The sequence below is a fragment of the Micromonospora sp. WMMD980 genome (assembly GCF_029626035.1).
Taxonomy (GTDB): Bacteria; Actinomycetota; Actinomycetes; order Mycobacteriales; family Micromonosporaceae; genus Micromonospora.
Window position 1 is genome coordinate 4,863,427 of sequence record NZ_JARUBE010000003.1, and the last position, 21,530, is coordinate 4,884,956.

General features: G+C 73.6%; 24 protein-coding genes. 10 read left to right on the top strand and 14 right to left on the bottom strand.

Features of this window, described 5'->3' with window-relative positions; genetic code table 11:
* Positions 1–669: 669 nt before the first annotated feature.
* Positions 670–1,500 (top strand): 1,4-dihydroxy-6-naphthoate synthase, encoded by an 831-nt coding sequence (locus O7618_RS22880; RefSeq protein ID WP_278108176.1) that lies wholly within the window; start codon positions 670–672, stop codon positions 1,498–1,500.
* Here the strand turns inward: O7618_RS22880 and O7618_RS22885 are convergent.
* Complete coding sequence (locus O7618_RS22885) at positions 1,461–1,847, bottom strand: cold shock domain-containing protein (RefSeq protein WP_073826071.1); 387 nt, start codon at positions 1,845–1,847, stop codon at positions 1,461–1,463. The genes O7618_RS22880 and O7618_RS22885 overlap by 40 nt on opposite strands.
* Before the next feature lie 28 nt (positions 1,848–1,875).
* Entirely contained in the window at positions 1,876–2,499 is a 624-nt protein-coding gene (locus tag O7618_RS22890) for an HAD hydrolase-like protein (RefSeq protein ID WP_278108177.1), read from the bottom strand.
* 37 nt (positions 2,500–2,536) lie between these two features.
* On the opposite strand from O7618_RS22890, the gene O7618_RS22895 reads away from it, so the two are divergent.
* Positions 2,537–5,002 carry a helicase-associated domain-containing protein gene (locus O7618_RS22895; RefSeq protein ID WP_278108179.1) on the top strand — a complete coding sequence of 822 codons (2,466 nt, stop codon included), beginning with the start codon at positions 2,537–2,539 and terminating at the stop codon, positions 5,000–5,002.
* A gap of 3 nt (positions 5,003–5,005) precedes the next feature.
* Here O7618_RS22895 and O7618_RS22900 read toward each other — a convergent pair whose 3' ends face one another.
* Complete coding sequence (locus O7618_RS22900) at positions 5,006–5,239, bottom strand: hypothetical protein (RefSeq protein WP_278108180.1); 234 nt, start codon at positions 5,237–5,239, stop codon at positions 5,006–5,008.
* 113 nt (positions 5,240–5,352) lie between these two features.
* A complete protein-coding gene (locus tag O7618_RS22905) occupies positions 5,353–6,228 on the bottom strand; it encodes a L,D-transpeptidase family protein (protein ID WP_278108181.1) in 876 nt (291 codons plus the stop codon).
* A 174-nt stretch (positions 6,229–6,402) separates the two neighbouring features.
* Between O7618_RS22905 and O7618_RS22910 the strand changes: the two genes are divergently transcribed.
* Positions 6,403–8,082, top strand: a complete 1,680-nt coding sequence (locus tag O7618_RS22910) for a DNA repair helicase XPB (protein ID WP_278108182.1) — start codon at positions 6,403–6,405, stop codon at positions 8,080–8,082.
* Positions 8,083–8,135: 53 nt separating this feature from the next.
* On the opposite strand, the gene O7618_RS22915 is transcribed toward O7618_RS22910, so the two are convergent.
* Positions 8,136–9,077 (bottom strand): zinc metalloprotease, encoded by a 942-nt coding sequence (locus O7618_RS22915; protein ID WP_278108183.1) that lies wholly within the window; start codon positions 9,075–9,077, stop codon positions 8,136–8,138.
* A gap of 294 nt (positions 9,078–9,371) precedes the next feature.
* The gene (locus O7618_RS22920) at positions 9,372–9,599 is read right to left on the bottom strand and encodes a winged helix-turn-helix domain-containing protein (RefSeq protein ID WP_278108184.1); all 228 of its coding nucleotides are present in this window, start codon (positions 9,597–9,599) and stop codon (positions 9,372–9,374) included.
* Between the two features lie 367 nt (positions 9,600–9,966).
* Here O7618_RS22920 and O7618_RS22925 point away from each other — a divergent pair, with 367 nt between their 5' ends.
* Positions 9,967–10,236: a hypothetical protein gene (locus tag O7618_RS22925; RefSeq protein ID WP_278108185.1), complete on the top strand. Its 270-nt coding sequence runs from the start codon at positions 9,967–9,969 to the stop codon at positions 10,234–10,236.
* A gap of 101 nt (positions 10,237–10,337) precedes the next feature.
* On the opposite strand, the gene O7618_RS22930 is transcribed toward O7618_RS22925, so the two are convergent.
* From O7618_RS22930 to O7618_RS22950, 5 genes are all read right to left on the bottom strand, one after another.
* Positions 10,338–11,219 (bottom strand): GNAT family N-acetyltransferase, encoded by an 882-nt coding sequence (locus O7618_RS22930; RefSeq protein ID WP_278108186.1) that lies wholly within the window; start codon positions 11,217–11,219, stop codon positions 10,338–10,340.
* Positions 11,213–11,869: a hypothetical protein gene (locus O7618_RS22935; protein WP_278108187.1), complete on the bottom strand. Its 657-nt coding sequence runs from the start codon at positions 11,867–11,869 to the stop codon at positions 11,213–11,215. Before O7618_RS22935 ends, O7618_RS22930 begins: the two co-directional genes overlap by 7 nt.
* On the bottom strand, positions 11,866–12,270 hold the full coding sequence (locus O7618_RS22940) for a YbaB/EbfC family nucleoid-associated protein (RefSeq protein WP_278108188.1): 405 nt from the start codon (positions 12,268–12,270) through the stop codon (positions 11,866–11,868). Before O7618_RS22940 ends, O7618_RS22935 begins: the two co-directional genes overlap by 4 nt.
* Before the next feature lie 20 nt (positions 12,271–12,290).
* A complete protein-coding gene (locus tag O7618_RS22945; protein ID WP_278108189.1) occupies positions 12,291–13,343 on the bottom strand; it encodes a hypothetical protein in 1,053 nt (350 codons plus the stop codon).
* A 73-nt stretch (positions 13,344–13,416) separates the two neighbouring features.
* Positions 13,417–14,154 carry a TIGR03089 family protein gene (locus O7618_RS22950; RefSeq protein ID WP_278108190.1) on the bottom strand — a complete coding sequence of 246 codons (738 nt, stop codon included), beginning with the start codon at positions 14,152–14,154 and terminating at the stop codon, positions 13,417–13,419.
* 75 nt (positions 14,155–14,229) lie between these two features.
* On the opposite strand from O7618_RS22950, the gene O7618_RS22955 reads away from it, so the two are divergent.
* Together O7618_RS22955 and O7618_RS22960 are read left to right on the top strand one after the other, a co-directional pair.
* Positions 14,230–14,466 (top strand): hypothetical protein, encoded by a 237-nt coding sequence (locus O7618_RS22955; protein ID WP_278108191.1) that lies wholly within the window; start codon positions 14,230–14,232, stop codon positions 14,464–14,466.
* Positions 14,463–15,617 carry a hypothetical protein gene (locus tag O7618_RS22960; RefSeq protein ID WP_278108192.1) on the top strand — a complete coding sequence of 385 codons (1,155 nt, stop codon included), beginning with the start codon at positions 14,463–14,465 and terminating at the stop codon, positions 15,615–15,617. Before O7618_RS22955 ends, O7618_RS22960 begins: the two co-directional genes overlap by 4 nt.
* Here O7618_RS22960 and ligD (O7618_RS22965) read toward each other — a convergent pair.
* Positions 15,547–16,458 (bottom strand): non-homologous end-joining DNA ligase, encoded by a 912-nt coding sequence (gene ligD, locus O7618_RS22965; protein ID WP_278108193.1) that lies wholly within the window; start codon positions 16,456–16,458, stop codon positions 15,547–15,549. The two genes, O7618_RS22960 and ligD (O7618_RS22965), sit on opposite strands and share 71 nt — an antisense overlap.
* A complete protein-coding gene (gene ligD / locus O7618_RS22970; protein ID WP_278108194.1) occupies positions 16,448–17,386 on the bottom strand; it encodes a non-homologous end-joining DNA ligase in 939 nt (312 codons plus the stop codon). The genes ligD (O7618_RS22965) and ligD (O7618_RS22970) overlap by 11 nt, the downstream gene beginning before the upstream one ends.
* A gap of 87 nt (positions 17,387–17,473) precedes the next feature.
* Here ligD (O7618_RS22970) and O7618_RS22975 point away from each other — a divergent pair, with 87 nt between their 5' ends.
* Complete coding sequence (locus O7618_RS22975; protein ID WP_278108195.1) at positions 17,474–18,466, top strand: Ku protein; 993 nt, start codon at positions 17,474–17,476, stop codon at positions 18,464–18,466.
* Positions 18,467–18,521: 55 nt separating this feature from the next.
* Here the strand turns inward: O7618_RS22975 and O7618_RS22980 are convergent, their stop codons facing one another.
* Entirely contained in the window at positions 18,522–18,914 is a 393-nt protein-coding gene (locus O7618_RS22980; protein WP_278108196.1) for a PPOX class F420-dependent oxidoreductase, read from the bottom strand.
* Between the two features lie 168 nt (positions 18,915–19,082).
* Here O7618_RS22980 and O7618_RS22985 point away from each other — a divergent pair, with 168 nt between their 5' ends.
* From O7618_RS22985 to O7618_RS22995, 3 genes are all read left to right on the top strand, one after another.
* Positions 19,083–19,745: an FKBP-type peptidyl-prolyl cis-trans isomerase gene (locus tag O7618_RS22985; protein WP_278108197.1), complete on the top strand. Its 663-nt coding sequence runs from the start codon at positions 19,083–19,085 to the stop codon at positions 19,743–19,745.
* A gap of 139 nt (positions 19,746–19,884) precedes the next feature.
* Positions 19,885–20,733: a hypothetical protein gene (locus tag O7618_RS22990; RefSeq protein WP_278110118.1), complete on the top strand. Its 849-nt coding sequence runs from the start codon at positions 19,885–19,887 to the stop codon at positions 20,731–20,733.
* A 28-nt stretch (positions 20,734–20,761) separates the two neighbouring features.
* Positions 20,762–21,418, top strand: coding sequence for an HAD family phosphatase (locus O7618_RS22995; RefSeq protein WP_278108198.1), 657 nt, complete (start codon positions 20,762–20,764; stop codon positions 21,416–21,418).
* Positions 21,419–21,530: the final 112 nt, after the last annotated feature.

The window sequence follows — 21,530 nt, forward strand, 5'->3', positions numbered from 1 at the left end:
AAACCTGTGGACATCGACGTTGTCGCGGATCGGGATGTGGACAGTTGAGTGCCTTTGGAGCTGAGTCGTTGGTGATGTCGCGCGGCCCGACAGACCTCCGGCGAGCGAGGCGGGCCGGGCACCCGATCGGATTGAGCAGCCGACCGAGCCGGATCCGGCCGAGCGGACCGGACACGACACGACACGACACGACACGGAACCGTACGAGGCCGAGCGGGACGAGGCGCAGCGGGAACAGGACCAGGCGCAGCGGGAACGGGACCAGGGCGGGATCGTCGGGCCGGCCGGTCATGGCGGGACCGGGACTTGGCAAGGAGTCCAGGGCCGGGCGGCAGCGGCGCGCAGCTGCGGCGGACACGCCGGGTGGTCGGCCGGGACGGGCGAGCTTGAGTCGTTTCTGACGTCAGGTCCAAAGGCATCCGACACCAGTCATCGCGCCGGCTCGGGCGGGAGGTCAGGCTCCGGCGAAGGCGGACCCGGACCGACCCACCAGCACCCACCCGCGACGACGATCACCCAGCCCGGCACACCGGCACGCCGGCACACCGGCACGCCGGCACACCGGCACGCCGGCACACCGGCACGCCGGCACACCGGCACGCCGGCACGCCGGCACGCAAGGGCTCACACCTGCCGAGTCGGGGTAGCGGGCGGAGTTACGGTGGGGGCGTGACGCTCTCCCTGGCGATCTCCCCCTGCCCCAACGACACGTTCGTCTTCGACGCCCTCGTGCACGGGCGGGTGTCCGGCGCGCCGCCGGTCGAGGTGACCTACGCGGACGTGGACGTCACCAACACGGCTGCCGAGCGGGGCGCGTTCGACCTGGTGAAGGTCAGCTACGCGGCGCTGCCGTGGCTCCTCGACGACTATCACCTGCTGCCCTGTGGGGGCGCGCTGGGCCGAGGCTGCGGCCCGCTGGTGCTGACCCGGGGCGACCGCGCCGACCTGTCCGGCGCGACCGTGGCGGTGCCCGGCGAGCGGACCACGGCGTACCTGCTGTTCCGGCTCTGGGCGGCGGACCAGGCGCCGACGCGGATCGAGGTGGTGCCGTTCCACGAGATCATGCCCGGTGTGGCCGCCGGTCGGTACGACGCCGGCCTGGTGATCCACGAGGCCCGCTTCACCTACCCGCGCCACGGGCTGACCGCCCTGGTCGACCTGGGCGAGTGGTGGGAGGGGGACACCGGGCTGCCGATCCCGCTCGGCGCGATCCTGGCCCGCCGGGGCGCGGTCGACCCGGTCGAGGCCGCCGCGTGGGTTCGCGAGTCGGTGCGGCAGGCCTGGGCCGACCCGGGGGCCAGCCGGGAGTATGTCCTCGCGCACGCGCAGGAGATGGAGCCCGACGTGGTGGACCGGCACATCGGCCTCTACGTCAACGAGTTCACCGCCGACCTGGGCGAGGCCGGCTTCGCCGCCGTGGAGGCGCTGCTGGGCCGGGCCGCCGACGCCGGGCTCGTCCCTCAGACCTCCAGCTCGCGCGCCACCGCGTGGACGAGCTGAGCGATCTTCTGCGCGGCCTTGCGGTCCGGGAAGCGACCCCGGCGCAGGTCCGGCTGCACCTTCGCCTCCAGCACCTTGATCATGTCTTCGACCAGGCCGTGCAGTTCCTCGGCCGGCCGGCGCCGCAGCTCCGCCACGGACGGCGGCGCCTCCAGCAGCTTGACGCCCATGGCCTGGGCGCCCCGCCGGCTGTCCACCACGCTGAAATCGACCCGCTGGCCACCCTTGAGGTCGGCGACACCCGCCGGTAGCGCGCCCTTCGGCAGGAACACGTCGCCACCCTCGTCGCTGGTGACGAACCCGTATCCCTTGGCCGCGTCGTACCACTTCACTCGACCCGTCGGCACCTGTCGAACCCCGCTCCACTCGAACCGTCTACCCCTCCAAGGCTAGCCCGATGATCCGGTCGACCGCCTTCGGGAATTCGGCAAGATCATTGAGCACCAGGTAGGCGCCCGCCGCACTCAACTCCGCCGCCCGACAGGGCCCGGTCGCCACTCCCACGCCCGGGATTCCTGCCGCCCGCGCCGCCGCCATGTCGGCCACGTGGTCACCCACGTAGAGCGTGGCGCCGTGCTCCCGCAACGCGGTCGCCTTCTGCTCGGCGAACAGGTCACCCGCCAGCTCGTCCACGGCCAGCCCGAGGTGGTCCAGGTGCATACGCGCCAACCGCCCGATCTTGGAGGTCACCACCATGACCCGTCCCCCACGCTCGTGCACCGCGCGCACCGCGGCCTCCGCGCCCGCCATCGGCGTCGTCGGCGTGATCGCGTACGCCGGGTACAGCTCGCGGTAGAGCGTCACCGCCTCCTCGATGCGCTCCGGCGGGAACCAGTGCGCCAGCTCGGTGCGCAGCGGCGGGCCCAGCCGGGACACGGCCAGTTCCGCGTCCACCGGAACGCCCGTGCGCTCGGTCAACGCCCGGTAGGCGGCGGCGATGCCGGGGCGGGAGTCCACCAGGGTCATGTCGAGGTCGAAGCCGACCATCAGCGGAGACATGCCGAGAACCTACCCAGCGGGCTAGCGTGGTACGACGATGACCACCTCACTCGCCGACCACCTGCGGGCCCTCCCCGACGAGTCCCTGGCCGCCCTGCTCCAACTGCGGCCGGACCTCGTCGTGCCGGTGCCGGCCGATGTGTCCGCCCTCGCCCTACGCGCCCAGTCCCGGGTCTCCGTGGCCCGCGCCCTCGACGGGCTGGACCAGTTCACCCTGCAGATCCTCGACGCCGCCCGGCTCACCCGCGGCCCCGAGGGCGGCACCTCCACCGACCAGATCCTCGCCATGGCCACCGCCGGCCCACACCCGCCCGCCCCGACCGCGGTCCGCGCCGCGATCGACCGGCTCCGGGCGCGGTTCCTGCTGTACGGCCCCGAGCACGACCTCCACGTGGTCGGCGGCGTCGACGAGGTCTCCCCGTACCCCGCCGGGCTGGGCCGGCCGGCGGCGGAGCTGGACCCCCGCGCGGCGGCCCTCTGCGCGGACCCGGCGAAGCTACGGCGGACGCTGCTCGCCGCGCCGCCCTCGGCCCGGGCGGTCCTGGACCGGCTCGCCGCCGGGCCGCCGGTCGGCACCGTGGCCCCGGGCGCGTTGGAGGCGCCCGCCACCGGCGTCGAGGACGTGCTCCCGCCCGACCTGGTCAACGGCGGCGCGCCCACCGGCTCCCCGATCCGCTGGCTGGTCGAACACCGGCTGCTGGTGCGAATGTCCGGCGGCCCCCACGGCACCGTCGAACTGCCCCGCGAGGTGGGGCTGGTGCTGCGCCGCGAAGCCGGGCCGCTCGGCCCGCTGCGCACCGGCCCGCCGGAGGTCTCCGCCCCGGCCCGCGAGATCAAGGCCGTCGACTCGGCCGGCGCCGGGCAGACCATGGAGGTGGTCCGGCACGCCGAGGCGCTGCTGGAGGCACTTGTCGTCGAACCGGCCCCGGTGTTGCGGTCCGGCGGCGTCGGCGTGCGCGACCTGCGCCGGCTCGCCCGTGGCCTCGGGCTGGACGAACCGACCACCGCGCTGATCTTCGAGGTGGCGTACGCGGCGGGGCTGACCGGTGAGCTGGAGCTGACCGGCGCGACCACCACCCGCTACGGCGGCGACCAGCAGATCCTCCCCACCGGCGGATACGAGGTGTGGCGCGCGGCTTCGCTGGCCCAGCGCTGGGAGCAGCTCGCCCGGGCGTGGCTGGCGATGCCCCGTCAGGTCGGCCTGATCGGCCAGCGCGACGACCGGGACCGGCCGATCTCGGTGCTCTCACCCGAGGCGGAACGCGCCGCGGCGCCCGCCGCCCGCCGGGCGGTCCTCGCCGTGCTGGCCGACCTGCCGCAGGCCACCGCGCCGACCCCGGACGAGGTGCTGGAGCTGCTGGACTGGCGGGCCCCCCGCCGGGCCCGGGGGCGGGAGACGGCGCACCGCGAGGTGCTGGCCGAGGCGGCCCGGCTCGGGCTGACCGGGCTGGGCGCGCTCACCTCGTACGGGCGGCTGCTGCTGGCCGAGCTGACCGACGCCGACGAGCGGGGCGACGACCCGCTGGGGCTGCGCTCCGACACCGAGTCGGGCGACCCCTCCACGGCGGTACGCGCGCTGGACGGGCTGCTCCCCGCGCCCGTCGACCACGTGCTCGTGCAGGCCGACCTGAGCGTGGTGGTGCCCGGCCCGCCCGACCCGGCGCTCGCCGCCGAGCTGGACGTGGTGGCCGAGCACGAGTCGGCGGGCGGGGCGAGCGTGCACCGGGTCACCACGGCGAGCATCCGGCGGGCCCTGGACGCCGGCTACACCGCCGACGACCTGCACGCGCTGTTCCGCCGCCGGTCCCGGACCCCGGTGCCGCAGGGGCTGAGCTACCTGGTCGACGACGTGGCCCGCAAGCACGGCGGCCTGCGGGTCGGCTCGGCCGGCGGGTACGTGCGCAGCGACGACGAGGCGCTGCTCACCGAGGTGCAGGCGGACCGGCGGCTGGAATCGTTGGCGTTCCGCCGGCTCGCCCCCACGGTGCTGGTCACGCCGTACCAGGTGAACCGGATGCTGCTCGCCCTGCGCGACGCCGGGTACGCGCCGGTGCCCGAGGACGCCAGCGGCGCGACGGTGCTGGCCCGGCCGAAGACCCGGCGGGCGCCGGCCCGGACACCGCTCACCGGTCGTGCGGTGGACCCGCTGGCCACGCCGAAGCTGCCGATGCCCCGCCTACTCGGCGTGGTGGAGCAGATCCGCCGGGGTGACGCGGCGGCCCGGGCGGCGCGGCGGGCCCCGGCGGTGGTCCGCGGCGCGGCGGCGACCGGCGGCCCGGCGCCGGTGACCGGGCACGGCGACGCGCTGGCCGTGCTCCAGCAGGCGGTACGCGACAAGGCGCTGGTCTGGGTGGGTTACGTCGACGCGCACGGGGCGACCGCGTCCCGGCTGGTCCGGCCGGTGTCGATCGGCGCCGGCTACCTGCGCGCCGAGGACGACCGCACCGAGATGCTGCACACGTTCGCGTTGCACCGGATCACGGCCGCCGTGCTGGAGGAGTGACGGCTATTCCCCGTTGCGTCGCAGCGTCCCGATCACCGAGACGGCCAGCAGCAGCGCGAACGCCGCCCCGGCGGACTCGCCGACCGAGTCGACGAAGCCCTGCCGCTGCACCAGCAGCCCGAACAGGAACCACCCGAACACGCCCACGGCGGCGACCGCGTAGCCGACCACCGCCGCCGTGGAGACCTGCTGCGGCGCCCGCTCGGCCTCTCGAAGCACGTCCTGATCGACGGTCATGCCAGCCCCTCCCCGCCCCGTGGTGGACCCGGCTTCCAGAGTGGCACCGACCGAACCGCGCGGACAGGGGTTAAAACCCTGATCCGGGCGGTCCGGTCACGGGGCGGGCGGGCTCAGGTGCCGGGACGTCGGCCGATCACCACCACGCGGGTGCCGATCGAGCCCAGTTCCCAGAGGCGTACCGCGTCGCGGTGCAGCAGGTTGACGCAGCCGTGCGAGCCGATCGCGCCGTTGTGCAGGTAGGTGGTGGTCTCGTGGAAGCCGATCCCGCCGTTGAACCGCTGCCAGTAGGGCAGCCACACCTCGTACGGGTTGGACCACTCGCGCGGGTTCCGGCCGCCGACGGAGTAGGTCCCGGCGGGGGTGGCGTAGCCGGACATGCCGGTGCGGGTGACGGTCGGGCCGAGCACCACCTTCCCGCCGCGCATCGCCCACACGGTCTGCCGGGTCAGGTCGACGCAGAACGTGAGGCGGGAACCGGCCCGGCACCGCGACACGTCCGTGCCCGCCAGTCGCTTCGCCACGTCGTACGTGGTGGGGCCGGCGCGGCCGGCGGCCGGGCTGATGCCGTAGCGGGTCTGGAACTTCTTGATCGCGGCGCAGTCGGCGGCGGACTGCGTGCCGTCCACGGTCAGCGTCCCGAAACCGCCCAGCCGGCTCAGGTAGCCCTCCACGGCCCGCTGGTGCTCGCCCTGCGGGCACCCGGCCGACCGGGACGGCTTGGGCCGGGGCTTCGGTGACGCGGTCGCCGACGGCGACCGGGAGGGTTTCGGCGTGGCCGTCCGGCTCGGCTGCGCCGACGGGGACGTCGCCGGCCGCTCGGGCGTGGGCGGCGCGCTCGCCCCCGATGCTCCCTCCGTCAGCCCGACCGGCGCGGGGGTGGTGACCCCGGCGCCCTCCGTCTGCGGATCGAGCGCGCACGCGCCGACGCCGACCAGCACGACCACCGCCAGGCCGGCGACCCGGGCGAAGAACCGGACACGCTGCATGGGCCCTCCCTGGTCAGTTGTCCCGCTTGCTAGACGTGTGGGGCGAGTATGACGTTGCCTGTCCAGCGAGACTTTTTTCCGGTGTTCCGCGCCGTGCAACACTTGATGGTCCGCCATCGGCAGGTCAGCCACCGTGCGGGCAGGGAGCCCGGGACGATGCGAGGAGGACGCGGCGTGAGCGGTGGACCACTGATCGTGCAGTCGGACAAGACGCTGCTGCTGGAGATCGACCACCCGGACGCGCATGCCTGCCGGATGGCCATCGCGCCCTTCGCCGAGCTGGAGCGCTCGCCCGAGCACGTGCACACCTACCGGCTCACCCCGTTGGGCCTGTGGAACGCGCGGGCCGCCGGCCACGACGCGGAGGGCGTGGTCGACACCCTGATCAAGTACTCGCGCTATCCGGTGCCGCACGGCCTGCTGGTGGACGTGGCCGAGACGATGGACCGGTACGGCCGCCTCCAGCTCGCCAACGATCCGGCGCACGGGCTGGTGCTGCGCGCCCTGGACCGGGTGGTGCTGATCGAGGTGGCGAAGAGCAAGAAGCTCGCCGGCATGCTCGGCGCGAAGCTCGACGACGACACCATCGCGGTGCACCCGTCCGAGCGGGGCCGGCTCAAGCAGGCGCTGCTGAAGCTGGGCTGGCCGGCCGAGGACCTGGCCGGCTACGTGGACGGCGAGGCGCACCCGATCGAGCTGGCCGAGTCCGGTAAGGACGGCGGCAAGGCGTGGACGCTGCGGTCCTACCAGCGGGAGGCGGTGGAGGCGTTCTGGGCGGGCGGCTCCGGCGTGGTGGTGCTGCCCTGCGGCGCCGGCAAGACGCTCGTCGGCGCGGCGGCGATGGCGGAGGCGAAGGCGACCACGTTGATCCTGGTCACCAACACGGTGGCGGGCCGGCAGTGGAAGCGCGAGCTGATCGCCCGCACGTCGCTGACCGAGGAGGAGATCGGTGAGTACTCGGGCGAGCGCAAGGAGATCCGCCCGGTCACCATCGCCACGTACCAGGTGCTCACCTCGCGGCGCGGCGGCGCGTTCACCCACCTGGACCTGTTCGGCGCCCGCGACTGGGGCCTGGTCGTCTACGACGAGGTGCACCTGCTGCCCGCGCCGATCTTCCGCTTCACGGCGGACCTCCAGGCCCGCCGCCGGCTCGGCCTCACCGCGACGCTGGTACGCGAGGACGGCCGGGAGGGCGACGTGTTCAGCCTGATCGGCCCGAAGCGGTACGACGCGCCGTGGAAGGACATCGAGCAGCAGGGCTGGATCGCCCCGGCCGAGTGCACCGAGGTACGGGTGACGCTCACCGACGCGGAGCGGCTGGCGTACGCGACGGCGGAGGCGGAGGAGCGCTACCGGATGGCGGCGACCGCCCGCACCAAGCTGCCGGTGGTGCGCGCGCTGGTGGAGCGCCACCCTTCCGAACAGGTCCTCGTCATCGGTGGCTTCCTCGACCAACTGCACCAGCTCGGCGACTACCTGGACGCGCCGATCGTGCAGGGCGCCACCACCAACAAGGAGCGGGAGCGGCTGTTCGACGCGTTCCGGTCGGGTGAGATCCGCACGCTGGTGATCTCGAAGGTGGGCAACTTCTCGATCGACCTGCCGGAGGCGGCGGTGGCGATCCAGGTGTCCGGCACGTTCGGGTCGCGGCAGGAGGAGGCGCAGCGGCTGGGCCGGGTGCTGCGGCCGAAGGCCGACGGCCGGCAGGCGCACTTCTACACGGTGGTGTCCCGGGACACCATCGACACCGAGTACGCCGCGCACCGCCAGCGCTTCCTCGCCGAGCAGGGGTATGCGTACACCATCGTGGACGCCGACGACGTGCTCGGCCCGCCGCTGCCGAGCGTCGACTGACCGGCGCGGACGCCGGGCGGGCCGCGTGTTCCGCGACCCGCCCGGCGTCGCGGTCAGCCCCTGCCGCTGGCGCGGAACGCGACCCAGGCGTCGCTCATCCGGTCGGCCTGGCCCGGGGTGAACATGTTCATGCAGGAGTCCTGCGTGTAGTCCATGAAGTTGTGGATCGGGTCGAGCCCGGGCGCGGTGCAGGTGTCCGCGCCGACCGGGCAGTTGAACTGCGGCGCCGCCTCACGCGGCGTGTCGGCGACGAAGTCGCCGGAGGCGGAGCAGCCGTGCGCGAACGTGTGCTCCAACATCAGCCAGTGCCCCACCTCGTGGGTGAGCGTGTCGCCCTCGGCGTACTTGCCGGCCGTGCCGCCCGGCATCGACTCGTCGAGCATCACCACGCCGTCGATGTAGTCGCGGCCGTTGTTGTAGCCCTTCGGGAAGTACGCCCAGCCGAGCAGCCCGCCGCCGATGTTCGCCGCGTAGACGTTGAGCGTGCGGGAGTCACCGGTGTAGAGCGCCTTCTTCATGTCCCGCTCGTTCTTGCCCGGCACCACCGTGTACCAGGCGCTGTTCACGGTCCACGTGGTGTCGACGAGCGAGAACCGGAACGGCGTGTCCGAGGCGTCGGCGGCGGTCCGGCCCGCGTACGAGTCGTTGAGCACGGTCATCTGCGCCGCGATGAGCGTGTTCCACCGGGCCTTCTCGGCCGCGCTCAGCTCGTGGTCGGAGACCATGTGGAAGACGGTCGGGACGGTGACGCTGCCGTTGGCCAGGCGCGGCGAGTCCTTGATCACGCCGTAGGCGTTCGCCTCGTTCTTCGAGTAGAGCTCCGGCTCCTGGGCGGTGGCGCCCGCGCCGACCCGGGCGGCGCTGTGCGTGTCGGCGCCCGGCGCGCAGGTCGCCGCCGGGGTGGCGGAGGCCGTGGCGGGCGCGCCGCCGGCGGTGAGGAACGTGGCGGCGGCAGCGGCGAGCACTGCCAGGTGGATGGTCGGTTTCCTGTGCATCGCTGCACCTTTCGAGAGGCAGGAAGGAACACCGACGCGGGGTTGTCAACGCTGCGGATCGATGACGCCGTCGTCCCGACATAAGACCACGTCAACGGCGTTCACAACACCCCCGTACGCGCGCAACGGCACTGCCTCTCGTTCCTACGAACTTGATGGCACGCATGGTTCACCGGCTACCGACCAGGAGCCCCTCCCACCCAGGAAGATTCGCGTTCCAGCTCTTGGACAGCGTGGAAATCTTGGTACGAAATGGCCCCTCCAGGGGCCGATTCCTACCAAGATCTCGCACGGTCAGCGGTGATCGGACTCGGCGACGAATACGCCTCGGCCCGGGCGGCCCACCAGCACACCCTGCTCCCGCAGCTTCGCCACAGCTCGGTGGATCGTTGCCACGGACACGTCATAGTGGTCGGACAACTGCTGGGTGGACGGAATCTGCGAGCCGGGCAGGAACTCGCCCTCCTTGATCCGCCTCAGCAGATCCTCGATCAACTCAGCCATGGTCGGCGGAATCGGCACGTGAAGGCCCCTTGCGGTCGGTTGGCCCTCCCAGTATCGAGCAACAGGTGAAACAGCGGCAACAACTGAAGTAGGAGCAGAGAGAGTCGGGCTAGCTAGATTCGATAGGTAAGGGAGCGTCGACATAGGTGATAGGTATCGGTAGCGTCGCTCTCGGTGATGCGGTGCTGTTGCGGTCGGTTGGCGCCTCTCGTACCGGTCTCGCATCGCCGCCGAGACCTCACCCAACGCGCCCCGCCGGTCCGGAACGGCGGAAGCCGCCTCACTGCTACCACCTTCCGAAGGGCGGTCACCTCGTGCGCAACCCGTTCCTCCCGCCCGCGCTCTGCGCCTGGCCCGGCGCACCGTCGACGCGGCACCGCCACCGATGACCGAGCGTTGGGTGATCCACCTGCCGGTGACCGCGCCGGACCTGCACCGGGCACGCATCTTCGCGCGTACGGCCGCCCGGGTGTTGGCCCAGCTCAGCGCGCGGGTGGAGCCGGGCGGGGCGACCGTGTCGGCCGAGGACGCGCAGTGTGTACGCCATTGGGTCTTCTGCGATCGACCGTTGCCGGACGGCGGCGGCCGGTGTGCGCTGCCGGTGGATCACGTATCGGCGTGCGCCCGCCGCGCACCCTGGCTTCGGCGACGGTGATCCATCCGCGCCATCAAGTTCGTAGGCGCCGGAGAGAGCACCAGCCGAGGACCCTCAGCGCTCGGTCGGCGCCGACGTCACCGGGTCGGCCCGGGGCACGGTCAGCGGCGCAGGTAGCGGGCGCGGCGACCGGCGTCGCGGAACCCGAGCCGGCGGTACAACCCCGCCGCCGGATTGTCGTCGTTGACGCAGAGCCACGCGCCGTCCGCGCCCGCCTCGGCCAGGCCCCCCAGCACGCGCGCCACCAGGTACGCGCCGATCCGCCGGCCGCGCCAGCCGGGCACCACGCCGACCTGGTCGATCCAGTTGCCGAGCACCGTGACGAAACCGGCCGTGTCACCGTTCGGCCCGCGCGCGACCAGTGACAGCTCCGGCCGGTAGTCCTCGTCGTCGCGGAGGTCGCCCAGCCACTCGTCCGCCGCCGGCTCGACGAACCCGGGCCGGTCGGCGAACGACGCGCGATAGACGCCGAACAGCTCCGGCCCGAGCGTCGCCGGCTGCACCGTCACGCCGTCCGGCGCGGCCACGTCGGGCGGCGCGTCGAGGTCGTGCCGCAGCACCCACTCCAGGAACGTCCGCTCGAAGCCGCGCGCGGTGAACAGCACCTCCGCGTCGGCGGTCCACGTCTCGGTGGTGAGCAGCAGGTTCGCGCCGGCCGCCTGCTCGTCGGCCCAGTCGAGCAGCCGGGTGCCGATCCCCCGCCCTCGCCAGGCCGGATGCACCAACCCGGTGGCGGTGGCCGGCGTGCGGTCCGCGTCGACGCTCGCGGCCGCGACCAGGTCGGCGCCGTGCCAGACGCCGAGGGTACGCGGTTGCAGCAGGCGCGCCCGCAGCAGCGGCACCGTGGTGAACAGCGGCAGCCCGCCGTCGGCGGCGAGGGCCGCCTCGACCAGCCCGGCCAGCGCCGGCAGCTCCGCCTCACCCAGCTCGTGCCAGTCCCCCTCGTCAAAAGGGGGCCCTTTCTCTACCGGAGGCGTTAACAAGGGGCCCCTCCTTGCACGCCGAGTGCGGCGAGCAGGGTGCGGAGCTGGCGTTCGCGGCGGAGCCGGCCGACGTAGAGGCCGACCTGCCAGGCAGCCGGACTGTCCACCCGCTCGTTCCAGTGTCGAGCCAGCTTGCCGGAGTCCTCGTCGGCCAGCAGCGCCGCCGCCGGCTCGGGCGGCAGGTCGAGGATCAGCAGCGGGCCACCGGGGCGGTCGCGTTCCACCCGCACGCCGGTGAGCGCGGCGATCGGCATCCGCAGGTCCCACCAGGAGGGGTCGGTCGGGTCGGCGGCGGCGACCTCGCCGGCCCACACGCCACGCAGCCGGCCCCGGACCTCCCCGTCCGCGACCGAGAGCATCGGGTGCCCGGCGCCGTAGGCGTACCAGGTGACCGCGGCGAGGGTCAGGACCGGGTACGGCAGCGCGATCCCCGCCGCCACCACGAACGCGAGGACGTAGGGCAACGCCGAGCCGCGCCGGCCCAGCGGCGCGCCGACGATGACGAGCAGCACGAACGCGACCGCGGCGAGGACGAGGAGCGGCAGCAGGATCGCCGGGCGCATCTGGTAGCCGGCGGGGACCGGGCGCAGCGCGCCGAGCACCCGCAGCAGCGGGCGACGCAGGCGCAGCTCCGCGGTCGCGCGGCTCATGACCGGCCGAGGTCGGCGCGGAGCTGTTCGAGCTTCTCCCGCTGCGCGTCGACGAGCCGCTGGTACTGGGCCACCTGTTCGCGGGCCTGGCGGACGGCGTCGCCGCCGTACACGTCGGCGCCGCCGGTCATCTGCGCGACCACCTCGGCGAGCTTCGCGGCGGCCGAGTCGGTGGCCCGGCCGGTGGCGGCCAGGATCGCCGCACGCAACTCGTACGTCTGCATCCGCCGGGTCTCCGCGGCCAGCTCGATGTCGACGAGGCGCCCGCCGGCGGCGCACGACGCCCGCACCAGCCCGGCGTCGTCGCTGCCCTCGCCGGTGAGGTCCGACATGGTGGCGGCGAACCGGTTGGCCTGCTCGGCCATGCCCTCGATGCGGCGCCGGGCGTCCGGGTCGATCATGGCGTCTCCTCTCGCACGGCTCAGGCGAAGTTCTCGCCGACGCGGAACTCGGTCAGGTCCGGAGTGCCGGCCGCGCCGTCGTCCGGCAGCGTCATCAGCTTGAGGAAGTCCTTGGCGAGACCGTTGACCAGCGCCAGGGCCAGCCCGCCGACCGCGCCGACGGCCGCCACCATCGAGGTGACCGAGCTGGCCACGGCCACCCCGGCCGCCTCGATGAGCGGTTCGAGGGCGACGGCGGCGCCGGGGATCAGCTCGGCGGCGCGCATGGCGATCAGCCAGGTCAGGAACGGCACGGTCATCGCGCCCAGGGCGATCCACAGGCCGCTGAGGGCGATCTCCAGGGAGTGCAGCGCCTCGCCGAGGATCCGGATGTACGCGCCGAGTTCGTCCAGGTGCGCCTTGAGCTTGGTGGCCATGACGACGAAGCTGTCCTTGCCCTCGCCCTTCCAGGTGCCGGTGGCGGCGGAGCAGATCTTGTCGAAGTTGGCGTTCAACGCCTTCTGGAGCTGGTCGCCGTGGCGGATCAGGTCGGCGCCGGCCTGGGCGATGCCCAGCGGGTTGGCGACGAAGAGCACGGCCCCGGCCAGGCCGATGACGAAGGTGGGGCAGAGCGCCGCGCAGGCCGCCATGCCACCGACGACCCCGCCGATCTCGGCCAGCGTGATCGTCGCGCCGACGGTGGCGGCGGCGCCGAGCGTCGCCGGGTCGGTGACGAGTTGCGCGGTGCCCGTCCGGCCGTACGCGTCGCCGTAGGAGCCCATCGGGGCCGGCGTGCCGCCGAACCCGCTCACGTGCAGGTCCTCCGCGCGCTCGTACTGGTCGGCGACGACCCCGAGCTTCGCGCCGATCTGCCGGCACACGTCGGCCGCGCCGCGCACGTCGTCGATCAGGAACCCGACGTGCTGGATGTAGAGCGCCTCGAACGGCGACAGAGCGATGCCGAACCCGGGCGGGTCGATGACGCTGTCCCGGGAGATCTCCTCCGCCCGCTGCGCGTAGTCCTCGGCGACGGTGCGGCCCAGCGTCCGCCCATGGATGCGGACGTCGTCCGGATCCACGGTGAAATCGGCCATGCTGCCCTCCCGGTGCGCTCCCCGGGCATCGTAGGCGAACCGCCGCGCCCCGGGGTGCCCGAAGATCAGCGGCTCAGAGGACGCGGGTGGCCCGGTCGGCGGCGAGGTGGGCGTCCAACCGGGAGCGGTCGAGGTGGGCGTGGACGACGACCGAGGCGCCCGCGGCGAGCGGGGCCAGCAGCCACTTCAGCGGCTGCTCGTGCTCGGCGGCGTCGACCAGCAGCCGGTCGCCGGGGCGCAGGTCGAGCTGCGTGGCGACCGCCGCGGCCAGCCGCCGCCACGCGCCGAAGCTGGTGCCGTCCGGGGTGGCCGGACCGGCCGGGTCCACGGCGGTGTAGTCCGGCGGGTCGGCGCGGTGGCGCAGCACCTCGGCCGACCAGTCCAGCCAGCCCGGCGGCACCTCGTCGAGCGGGCCCGGCCCGGTGCCGACCAGGTAGCGGTGGGTCCCCTCCGGCACGTCCTCCAGCCAGTCGTCGAGGCGTTCCGGGGTCACGAACACCGCGTCGTACGGTCGGTCCGCGCCCGGCTCCAGCACCGGCAGCCCGGCCAGCGCCCGGGGCCGGAAGGAGACCGTCAGCCCGACCGACCAGGCACCCAGCAGCAGCGCCGCGGTGCGCCAGTGCGGGGGCAGCAGCACCGCCGCCCGGTCGCCGGGGCGCAGCCCGCAGCCGTCGCGGAGCAACCCGGCGCTGCGGGCCGCCCATGCCCCCAGTTGCGCCGCGTCGAGATCGGCGTGCTCGCCGGTCGCGTCGTCGCGGTAGCTGAGGAGCGGCTCGCCGGTCGGCACGGCGGTGGGTACTGGTGCGGCCATCGGGTGCGCTCCTCCGTTGCGGTCAACTCACCCTAGCCGGGCGAACCGGTCGACCAGGAGGGCCAGCCGCCGCTCGTGTCCGGCCCGTCGCAGCCGCCCGTCGCGCATCAGCGTGACCAGGCCGTGCAGCCCGCTCCAGAAGGTCTCGGCGAACGTCTCCAGGTCGTCGTCCCCGGCGAACGGGCGCAGGGCCTCGGCCAGCCGGGCGAAGCCTCGGGCGAGGTCGACCGGCGCCGTCGACTTTGGTCGTGGATCCGATCGGCCGATGGCCGTATCGACGGGCCGGACGGTTACGGCACGGTGCGGGCATGACGACCGAACCGCTGCGCCGCCGGCTCGCCCCGGCCGTCGCGTTGCTGCTGCTCGCGCCCTGGACCGCGGAGTGCGTCTGGGGCGGCTTCACCCTCCCCGGGATGCCGTTCGTCGTGGTCCTGCTCGCCCCCATGTACGGCGGGGCGGCGCTGCTGATCCGGGAGACCGCCCGACGCCTCGGGTTGGGCTGGCCGGGGATCGTCCTGCTCGCCGCCGCCTTCGGCGTGGTCCAGGCCGGCCTGGTCGACCAGTCGCTGTTCAACCCCGACTACCTCGACGACACCCAGTTCGCCGACGCCCGCGCCACCGCCGAGGCGACGCTGGTGCCCGGCCTCCGGTTCAGCGCCCGGCAGGCGGTCGACTACGTGGGCAACCACGTGGCTCTGACCATCTGCGCGGCGATCGCGCTGGTCGAGTCGTACCTCGGTCCGGGTCGCCGGTCGCGGCCCTGGCTGGGCCGCCCGGGGCTGGCCGTGACCGCGTTGCTCTGGCTCGGCGGCAGCCTGCTGGTCTTCGCCGACGACGGCGGCCGCAAGGGCTTCCTGGCCTCGCCGGTCCAGCTCGCGGTCGCGACCGGGGTGGCACTGGCCCTGACCGCCGTCGCCCTGCTGCGGGCCCGGCGACCCGCCGACCGGTCGCGCCCCGGCCGGAGCGGCGCGGCCGATTCGCCCCTCGCCGCGCCCGGCGCGACCGACCCGGACGTCGAACCGGCGCGGCCGTCCGGCACCGGTTCGGAACCGGCAGTGGCCCGGAAGGTGCCGGCCGCGCCCTGGCCGGTCTGCCCGGGGGCGGTGGTGCTGGTCGCCTACCTGGGCGGCGGGATCGTGCCGGGGTGGCCGGGAATCGTCCTCGCGCTCGCGCTCGCGGCGGCTACCGCAGTCCTGCTCACCCGCTGGTCCCGGCGGACCGGCTGGGGACCGTCCCACCTGCTCGCCGCCGGCTCGGCCAGCGTGCTCGCGGCCGCCGCCTCCGCCTACGACGTGCCGACCTACTCCCCGTCGAGCCCGGCGGCGGACCTGGTGGGCGACGTGGCGATCAGCGTGATCGTGGTGCTCCTGGTCGGCGGGGCGTGGTGGCGGGTCAGGCGGGCAGCTCGGGACCGCCGTCGAGCAGCGGGGCCAGCAGATCACCCTGCTCCGCCACCCGCCTGAGCACCTCGGCCGCGGTGTACGGCCGGCTCGCCGGGCGCTTCCCGGCCGCGCCGGCCGCCACCTCGTCCCAGGTCAGCGGCGTGGACACGGCGGGCACCGGCTGGGCCCGCAGCGAGTAGGGCGCCACCGTCGTCTTCGCCGCGTTGTTCTGGCTCCAGTCGATGAAGACCTTTCCCGGGCGGAGGTTCTTCGCCATCTTCGACAGGATCAGCTTCGGGTGTGCCTGCTCCAGTTCCTGGGCGATCCGCCGGGCGTAGCCGGAGACCAGCTCCGCGTCCTGGGTGCCGGCGATCGGGCAGCAGAGCTGCATGCCCTTCTTCCCGGACGTCTTCGGGTAGGCGTCGATCCCGTCGTCGGCCAGCCGGTCGCGCATCAGCAGCGCCACCTGGCAGCACTGTTTCAACGCGGCCGGCGCCCCCGGGTCCAGGTCGACCACCATCAGGTCCGGGTGCGCGCCGATCTTCCACTGCGGCGTGTGCAGCTCCAACGCGGCCAGGTTGGCCAGCCAGACCAGCGTGGGCAGTTCGTCGCAGACCACGTAGTCGATCGTCTCCCGCCCCTTGCTGGACCCGGGGGCGGGCAGGTTCTCGGTGCGTACCCAACCGGGGGTCGCGGCGGGTGCGTTCTTCTCGAAGAACGAGCCGCCGTCGACGCCGTTGGGGAAACGGATCCGGGTCAACGCGCGGTCGGCCAGGTGCGGCAACAGCACCGGCGCGATCCGGGTGTAGTAGTCGATCACCTCGCCCTTGGTGAACCCGGCCTGCGGGAAGAGCACCTTGTCCAGGTTGGACAGCTCCAGCGCGCGCCCCTCGACCTCGACCTTGAACCGGTCAGCCGGCATCGTCGACCTCCTCGGGCGGCTTGTCCGGGCGCAGGCGCAGAATCCGCGGGAAGCGCAGCCGGCCGTCCGGGGTGCGCTGGCCGTACTTCACCTCCACCACCACCCGGGGGGACACCCAGATCGCCCCCCGGGCATCCTCGCGCGGCACACCCGCGGCGAACGGCGAGGCGTCGGCGCGCAGCGGCTCCAGCTCGCGCAGCAACTCCCGCTCGATCGCCGCGCCGATCCCGCCGCCGACCCGCCCCCGGTAGACCAGCCGCCCGTCCGGCCCCGGCACGCCGACCAGCAGCCCGCCGATCCGGCGCGCGCCGGGCCGCCAGCCGCCGACCACGAAATCGCCGGTGACCTCCAACTTCACCTTCACCCAGTCCGGCGAGCGCACCCCGGGCCGGTAGAGCGAGTCGGCCCGCTTCGCCATCACCCCCTCCAGCCCGTGCTCGCCGGCCGCCGCCCAGGTGGCCGGGCCGTCGGTGAAGACCGGCGGCACCGCCCAGCGGGCGGCGCCGAGCCCGAGCGACTCCAGCGCCGCCCGCCGCTCCCGCCACGGCCGGGCGGTCAGGTCAACGCCGTCGAGCCGCAACAGGTCGAAGATCATGTACGTGACGGGGGCGGTCGCCGCCAGCCGGGCCGCCTTGGCCGGGTTACGCACGTGCATCCGCTCGGCAAGCGCGGTGAACGACGGCTGCCCGTCGGTGAAGAGCACCACCTCGCCGTCGAGCAGCGCGTCGTCGACCTGCTCGGCCAGGTTGAGCAGCTCCGGGTAGGCGGTGGTCACCTCGACCCCGGACCGGGCGTACAGGTGCCGGCTGCCGTGCGAGAGGTCGGCGAGCGCGCGGATGCCGTCCCACTTGAACTCGTACGCCCACGCGGCACCGGCCGGGAGCTGCCCGGTCATCGCGAGCATCGGCTTCAGCGGGGCGCCGGGCACCTCCTGACTGTAGTTGCACGCCGAAGGGCGTGCGTCCGGTTCGATCGTTTGCGATTCTGGTCTTCAGCCGGGGAGAGGAGCACGGGGATGCGGGCCATCTGGAAGGGAGCGGTGTCGTTCGGCCTGGTGTCGATCGGGGTGAAGGTCTATTCCGCCACCGAGGAGAAGGACATCCGGTTCCACCAGGTGCACCGCGAGGACGGCGGCCGCATCCGCTACAAGCGCACCTGCTCGGTCTGCGGCGAGGAGGTGACCTACGACGACATCGCCAAGGGCTACGACATCGGCGGCGGCGAGATGGTCATCCTGACCGACGAGGACTTCGCCGACCTGCCGTTGAGCACCTCGCACGCGATCGACGTGCTGGAGTTCGTGCCGGCCGAGCAGGTCGACCCGATCCTCTACAACAAGGCCTACTTCCTGGAGCCGGAGGGCACCGCCACCAAGCCGTACGTGCTGCTGCGCGACGCGCTGACCGACTCGGAGCGGGTGGCGATCGTCAAGGTGGCGCTGCGCCAGCGGGAGCAGTTGGCCACCCTGCGGGTCCGCGAGGGGGTGCTGCTGCTCAACACCATGCTCTGGCCGGACGAGATCCGCCGGCCCGACTTCGGCTTCCTCGACGAGGACCTGAAGGTCCGCCCGCCGGAGCTGGCCATGGCCAGCTCACTGATCGACTCGATGGCCGGCGAGTTCGAGCCGGACGCGTTCACCGACGACTACCGGGCCGCGTTGCAGGAGGTCATCGACGCGAAGGTCGAGGGCCGCGAGGTGGTGCAGCCGGAGGAGGAAGAGGCCGCGCCGGCCGCCGCGGTGGACCTCATGGCGGCGCTGAAGGCGTCGGTCGAGCGGGCCCGGGCGGCCCGGGGCGAGACACCGTCCGGCGGCGGGGCCGAGCCGACGCCGATCTCGTCGGCGCGCTCGGCGAAGAAGACCACCGCGAAGAAGACGCCGGCCAAGAAGGCCGAGCCGGCGAAGAAGACCACTGCCAAGAAGACCGCCGCGAAGAAGACCACGGCCAAGAAGACCGAGCCGGCGAAGAAGGCCGCGAAGAAGGCCCCCGCCCGCAAGAAATCCGCCTGAGGTGCAAGGCGGGGCCCCCGCTTAACGTTTCCGGTATAGGAGGGGCCCCCGCTTATCAGCCGCGGCCGAGCTTCTCGGTGGGCGTGATCCGGACGATGACGCGTTCCTCGCCGGGGCGCCGCCACGGGTAGGTGTCCTGACCGAGATACTTCTTCGCCATCCGGTCGATGTGCTCGTCGGCGCCCTCGGTGACGAACTCCGCGGTGCCCTTGACCCAGAGCGTGCGGAAGTCGTCGGCCTTGTCCACCACCGACACCGCGACCACCGGGTTACGGGCCATGTTCAGGTGTTTCTGCCGGCCCTTGGCGGTGTTGAACAGGATGTGCTCGCCGTCCGTGTCCACCCAGACCGGGGTGACGTGCGGGGTGCCGTCGGACTCGACGGTGGCCACGTGCGCGAGCTGCGGCTCGCCGAGCAGGGCCAGGTCTTCTTCGGTGAGGATCGCCATGGTCGAGAACGTACCTCGATGCGTCGGCGGCCGCCGCCGGTACGGCTGAGCTGTTAACCGGGGGCCCCGCCTATACCGAATGCGTTAAGAAGGGCCCCCGCCTTTCCGCACTGCGGGGGTGTGGGCGGGTACCGTTTGCGCGCATCCACCCACCTGCAGGGAGTCGACGTGAGCGAGCGTGTGGAGAACCGGTCGGAGGACCAGGCCGCCCCGGCCACCAAGGCAGGGCGGCGGCTGGCCGCCCAGCTGGCCGAGAAGAAGGCCGCCGAGGCGCGACGGCGCAGGCAGTCGATGCTGGGCGCGGCGGCCGGTGTGCTCGCCGTGGTGGCCCTGGTCGGCGGCCTGGTCTGGTTGAACAGCGGGGACGACGACAAGCAAACCGCCTCCGCCACCTCGGCCAGCCCCAGCGCCCCGGTCGAGCCAACCGCGCCGCCCGCCCCGGAGCTGCCCGCGAACATCGACCCGGCGCTGAAGACCAAGCCGACCGTGAAGGCCGGCACCGGCGAGCTGACGAAGCTGACCGTCACCACCCTGGTCAAGGGCACCGGCCCGGCGGTAAAGGCCGGCCAGACCATCACCACGAACTACGTGGGCGTGTTCTACAAGGACGGCAAGCAGTTCGACGCGTCCTGGGACAACGGCCAGCCGGCCACCTTCCCGATCGGCGTGGGCCAGGTCATCAAGGGCTGGGACCAGGGCCTGGTCGGTGTGCCGGTCGGCAGCCGGGTGCAGCTCGACCTGCCGGCCGCGCTGGCGTACGGCGACAAGGCCGAGGGCGGTCGTCCGGCTGGCCCGCTGCGCTTCGTCGTCGACGTGCTGGCTGCGCAGTAGATCACTCCAGGCTTCCGCCCGGTCACCCACCGGCAGTAGGTTCATGGTCACCGCGGGCGGCCCGACCGCTCGCGGTGACCTGTATACCGACGCGGAGGTGCACGTGGCGGCGCTGGACGACCCCGGGGTGGCCCGGCAGATGTGGACGCTCTTCGAGCCGGTCCACGCGGTCACCTACTTCCACCCGCGGGCGCGGGCCGCGTTCGAGACGGTCGGGCTGCGCGGCTACTGGCGCGGCTACTTCGCCGGCCGGGCCGCGCCGCTCGGGCCGGCCGACGCGCCCACGGTGACCGCGGCATTCTTCAGCTTCGCGCCGGGCATGGTGGCCCGGGCGTTGCCGTCGGTGTGGCGGCTGGCCTCCCCGGAGGAGGCGTTGCGCGCCCGGCTCACCGGCGCCGTACAGGCGCTCGCCGAGTTCACCTACGAGCTGCCCGAGTCGCACCTCGTCGAGGTCGCCGGCCTGCTGGAGGAGGCGGCCGGCCGGGTCGACACGGCCGGGCGGGTGCTCGGCGCCGTCAACGCCGCCCTGCCCCGTGGCGAATACCCGCTGGCCCGGCTCTGGCAGGCCGCCGCCACGCTGCGCGAGCACCGGGGCGACGGGCACGTCGCCGCGCTGGTCGGCACCGGCCTGGACCCGGTGGAGGTGGTGGCCTGGCGGTGCCGGGTGGACCAGTTCCGCGAGTTCCACCAGCCGGCCCGGGGCTGGACCGACGAGGAGTGGTCGGCGGCCGAGGAGCGGCTGGTGGACCGGGGTTGGCTGACCGACGAGCACGGCCCGACCGCGCACTCCACCGCCGCGTTCCGGGCGGTCGAGGAGGCCACCGACCGGGCCGCGTCGGGCCCGTGGCGGGCGCTGGGCGCGGAGCGTACGGCGCGGCTGCGGGAGCTGCTCGAACCGATCGCGACCCGGTGCCGCACGATCATTCCGCCGAAGGCCCCGATCGGCCTGCCGGCGCAGCGCTCCGCCGGGGCGCCGCTTCCGGGCTGAGCCGGGCCGGCTGGGGCAGGATGGCGGCATGGTGGACGCGGTGCTCTTCGACCTGGATGGCGTGATCGTGGACTCGGAGCCGGTCTGGGAGGAGGTCCGGCGGGCGTACGTGGCCGCGCACGGGGGCACCTGGCAACCCGACACGCAGCGACGGCTGATGGGCATGAGCACCGGCGAGTGGGCCCGTTACCTCAGCGGCGAGCTGGGCGTCGACCGGTCGGCCGAGCAGGTCGCCACCGAGGTGGTGGCCGAGATGGTCGGGCGTTACGCGGAGCGCGTACCGCTGATCGACGGGGCCGACGCGGTGGTGCGCGAGGTGGCCGCGCGGTGGCCGCTGGGCCTGGCCAGCTCGTCGCCGACCCGGCTGATCGCGGCGGCGCTGGACGCGACCGGCCTGGCCGACGCGTTCGGCGCTACGATGTCGACCGAGGAGACGGCCCGGGGCAAGCCGGCGCCCGACGTGTGGCTCGCGGTGGCGGCCCGGCTGGGCGTCGACCCGGCCCGGTGTGTGGCGGTGGAGGACTCGTCCAACGGGGTCTGTTCGGCGGCGGCGGCCGGGTGCCGGGTGGTGGCGGTGCCGCACCTGTCGTACCCGTTGGATCCGGACGCCGAGGCCCTCGCGGACGTGCTGCTCCCCTCGATCGACGCCCTCACCCCCGAGCTGCTGGCCGGATTGCGGCGTTAAGCGGGGCCCCTTCCTCTACCGGAAGCGTTAAACGGGGGCCCCGCCTTTCCGCGGAGCGGCATGTTCGCGTGGGGTTCGGGTAGCGCAATCGACGACGACGGCGGAGGGACGG

Bases quoted from the DNA above. Each gene is read 5' to 3' on its own strand.
- O7618_RS22960 (WP_278108192.1), top strand. From the start codon at position 14,463: ATGACGACCGAACCGCTGCGCCGCCGGCTCGCCCCGGCCGTCGCGTTG.
- O7618_RS22890 (WP_278108177.1), bottom strand. From the start codon at position 2,499: ATGTCTCCGCTGATGGTCGGCTTCGACCTCGACATGACCCTGGTGGAC.
- O7618_RS22980 (WP_278108196.1), bottom strand. From the start codon at position 18,914: ATGGCGATCCTCACCGAAGAAGACCTGGCCCTGCTCGGCGAGCCGCAG.
- O7618_RS22900 (WP_278108180.1), bottom strand. From the start codon at position 5,239: ATGACCGTCGATCAGGACGTGCTTCGAGAGGCCGAGCGGGCGCCGCAG.
- O7618_RS22925 (WP_278108185.1), top strand. From the start codon at position 9,967: ATGACCGAGCGTTGGGTGATCCACCTGCCGGTGACCGCGCCGGACCTG.
- O7618_RS22975 (WP_278108195.1), top strand. From the start codon at position 17,474: ATGCGGGCCATCTGGAAGGGAGCGGTGTCGTTCGGCCTGGTGTCGATC.
- O7618_RS22990 (WP_278110118.1), top strand. From the start codon at position 19,885: ATGTGGACGCTCTTCGAGCCGGTCCACGCGGTCACCTACTTCCACCCG.
- O7618_RS22895 (WP_278108179.1), top strand. From the start codon at position 2,537: ATGACCACCTCACTCGCCGACCACCTGCGGGCCCTCCCCGACGAGTCC.
- O7618_RS22940 (WP_278108188.1), bottom strand. From the start codon at position 12,270: ATGATCGACCCGGACGCCCGGCGCCGCATCGAGGGCATGGCCGAGCAG.
- O7618_RS22945 (WP_278108189.1), bottom strand. From the start codon at position 13,343: ATGGCCGATTTCACCGTGGATCCGGACGACGTCCGCATCCATGGGCGG.
- O7618_RS22915 (WP_278108183.1), bottom strand. From the start codon at position 9,077: ATGCACAGGAAACCGACCATCCACCTGGCAGTGCTCGCCGCTGCCGCC.
- O7618_RS22995 (WP_278108198.1), top strand. From the start codon at position 20,762: ATGGTGGACGCGGTGCTCTTCGACCTGGATGGCGTGATCGTGGACTCG.
- ligD (WP_278108193.1), bottom strand. From the start codon at position 16,458: ATGCCGGCTGACCGGTTCAAGGTCGAGGTCGAGGGGCGCGCGCTGGAG.
- O7618_RS22950 (WP_278108190.1), bottom strand. From the start codon at position 14,154: ATGGCCGCACCAGTACCCACCGCCGTGCCGACCGGCGAGCCGCTCCTC.
- O7618_RS22905 (WP_278108181.1), bottom strand. From the start codon at position 6,228: ATGCAGCGTGTCCGGTTCTTCGCCCGGGTCGCCGGCCTGGCGGTGGTC.
- O7618_RS22935 (WP_278108187.1), bottom strand. From the start codon at position 11,869: ATGAGCCGCGCGACCGCGGAGCTGCGCCTGCGTCGCCCGCTGCTGCGG.